Origin of the sequence: Flavobacterium sp. (genome assembly GCF_004211145.1) — a bacterium.
In the GTDB taxonomy this organism is placed as follows: Bacteria; Bacteroidota; Bacteroidia; order Flavobacteriales; family Flavobacteriaceae; genus Flavobacterium.
Map to the genome: position 1 here is coordinate 1 of NZ_SEBS01000078.1, position 1,595 is coordinate 1,595.

The window sequence follows — 1,595 nt, forward strand, 5'->3', positions numbered from 1 at the left end:
ATCTGCTTTTCGCGGCGGTAATTGGTTTCGTCGATCGTTTTCTGCATGCTCGACGTTATCGTATCGGCGTACATGATCGCCTTGCCGTTGATATGCCGCGCCGCACGCCCGACGGTTTGTGTCAGCGAGCGGTTGCTGCGAAGAAAGCCTTCCTTGTCGGCGTCGAGAATTGCAACAAGCGAAACTTCGGGCAAATCCAGGCCTTCGCGGAGTAAGTTTACACCTATAAGCACGTCGAATAAGCCTTTGCGCAAATCCTGCATGATTTCGACACGTTCGAGCGTGTCGACTTCAGAGTGAATGTAGCGGCAGCGAATGTTGACTTTCGTCAGGTATTTGGTCAGCTCTTCAGCCATTCGTTTGGTCAGTGTCGTCACAAGAACACGCTCATCGGCTTCAACGCGCTGCTGGATTTCCTCGATAAGATCGTCAATCTGGTTTTTGCTTGGGCGGATTTCGATTATAGGATCCAAAAGTCCCGTCGGGCGGATAACCTGCTCGACGTAAATTCCCTCCGATTTTTCCAGCTCGTAATCGGCCGGCGTCGCCGAAACGTAGACGACCTGATGCTGCATCGCCTCGAATTCCTCAAACTTCAGCGGACGGTTGTCCATCGCCGCCGGCAGACGGAACCCGAATTCGACAAGGTTTTCCTTCCGCGAGCGGTCGCCGCCGTACATCGCATGAACCTGCGAAATCGTCACGTGGCTTTCATCGACAACCATCAAAAAGTCTTTAGGGAAATAATCGATCAGGCAGAACGGCCGCGTTCCCGGCAGACGCCTGTCAAGATAACGCGAGTAATTTTCAATCCCAGAGCAGTAACCTAATTCACGAATCATTTCCAGATCGAAATTGGTGCGCTCTTCAAGACGTTTTGCCTCGAGATGTTTTCCGATACTGTTGAAATAATCGACCTGCTTGACCAGATCTTGCTGGATTTCCCAGATTGCATTGTGCAGGACATCCGGCGAGGTAACAAACATGTTCGCCGGATAAATATTCAGCTTTTCGTATTTTTCAACAACCTGTGAGCTGCGCGCGTTGAACGCCTCGATTTCTTCGATTTCATCGCCGAAGAAATGGATGCGGAACGGTTCGTCGCCGTAGCTTGGGAAGATTTCCACGGTGTCGCCTTTAATGCGGAACGAGCCGGGATTAAACTCGGCTTCCGTCCGTGCGTAAAGGCTTTGAACAAGCTTATGTAGGAGTTTTGTCCGCGAGATCATTTGCCCGCGGTGGATCGAGATGACGTTTTTCTGGAATTCAACCGGGTTTCCAATACCGTACAGACAAGAAACAGAGGCTACGACCAAAACGTCACGTCGGCCGGACAAAAGCGCCGAAGTCGTCGCCAGACGCATTTTTTCGAGCTCTTCATTGATGGACAAATCCTTTTCAATGTACAAGCCGGTCACGGGAATGTACGCTTCAGGCTGATAATAGTCGTAGTACGAAACGAAATACTGGACGGAATTGTTCGGGAAGAATTGCTTGAATTCCGAATAAAGCTGCGCAGCCAAAGTTTTGTTGTGAGCGAGAACAAGCGTCGGGCGTTCGACTTTTTCAATGACGTTCGCCATCGTGAAGGTTTT

General features: G+C 50.4%; 1 protein-coding gene. It reads right to left on the bottom strand.

Going from position 1 to position 1,595, the window contains the following annotated elements:
- Window positions 1–1,595: excinuclease ABC subunit UvrB (gene uvrB, locus EOO50_RS17590; RefSeq protein ID WP_290841592.1), on the bottom strand; the 1,595-nt coding region annotated here is incomplete at both ends.